We start from the raw sequence: 1,375 nt of genomic DNA on the forward strand, positions 1-1,375 counted from the left end.
CCCGCGCCCGGTGCCCCGCCCGCGCCACCAGTAGCCGGGCGGGACACCGGGCGTCGTCGTGCCGCCGAACGCCGCCGAACGCCGGCGGACGCCGCATCGCCGCCACGCGGCACGCACGATGTCGGACGCATTACCCCAACAATGGGCTGCTTTCCGGCAGTTCGACCCAGCGACGTGGCGGCTGTGAGACCACCGCGCCGTCCGTGATCCGGAGGCCCGCCATGGCGCTCGCGTAGGCGAGTTGGGTCGCGATCCGCACGCCATGGTCAAGGTTCCACTGCCAAAAGCGGTATACCCATCGCAGTTCGGGATCGTCGTCCTGCACCGACGAACCGATCTCCTCCTGCGGTTCGTCGTGTCCGTCGACTGAGCGTCGGCCATACACGTGGCCTACGCCACTGCGGAAAAGGCCGTACGCGGTCGTGCCCGGCGACAGCGCACACAGCACAGCCGGTGCGTTGGCTCGGTATCCGTACGGTTGGAAGACCACGCAGCCGCCGTCGACGCCCGTCACCCCGAGGAAGCGCTCAGCGGCCTTCCCATGGGGGTTGAATCCACCGGGCCCTGTACCGAACAGCCCCGGGGACACCCTGAGGTCCAGCACCGGAGAGCGGCCGGGACCCGAGCCCAGGCGCCGGACGGCCTCCTCCTCGGAGACGCCTGACACGAACACGACGGACACACCCCCGTCCGGCGGCAGAACGTCCAGGAACACCTGCGTTCGCGCGTCGGCGTCCGCCTGGGCCGCCTGTTCGGCATCCGTCAAGGGCACACAGTCCGGAAGGCTCTCGAAGATCCACGCGAAGTCGGTGTGCAGCCCGAGCCAGCCCGCCGAACGCCAACCGACCACCGGGGCCCACGCGTTCGCCCCCGCCGCGAGCAGCGCCGCGGCGTGCTCGGCTCGTCCGTGGCAGACGGCCTTCCACAACGCCGTGTCGGGCTCCCACTCACGCGTGGCATCGACATCCGTCACATGCTTCGCCAACTCGGCCACCACCTCCGGTGTCCCGCACTCGACGGCGAGATGCAACACCGGCTCGCCGTCCTGGCGCCGATGGTCCGGATCCGCTCCGTGTGCCAGACGCGTTCTCACGAACTCGACGTCCTCCCACGCCGCGCTCCGGCACGGGCGGAGGGGGCGGCGCAGGCCGGACGGAGCGGGGCCCGACAACGCTCTGCGGTATGGGCGCAGGCCGCGGTTGGCCGCCGACCCCGAGTCGCATGGGAGGCATCGGCGGCGGCATCTTCGGCGGAAGCGACCTGTCCGCCCCGGCGCAATGCGGCATGGGAGCGGGCCAGGGCAGGCTGAGGGGCCTCGCGTTTTCCGGACAGTCAATTTGCGGGTTGTTTTCACGCGGCGAGACGCAGAGTTGCG

At 70.8% G+C, this 1,375-nt stretch carries 1 protein-coding gene; it reads right to left on the bottom strand.

The window, feature by feature from the left end; translation table 11 throughout:
- Nucleotides 1–130: 130 nt before the first annotated feature.
- Complete coding sequence (locus ACRX5W_RS32950; RefSeq protein ID WP_436792074.1) at nt 131–1,093, bottom strand: ankyrin repeat domain-containing protein; 963 nt, start codon at nt 1,091–1,093, stop codon at nt 131–133.
- Nucleotides 1,094–1,375: the final 282 nt, after the last annotated feature.

It is taken from the genome of Yinghuangia sp. YIM S10712, assembly GCF_051388935.1.
In the GTDB taxonomy this organism is placed as follows: Bacteria; Actinomycetota; Actinomycetes; order Streptomycetales; family Streptomycetaceae; genus Yinghuangia.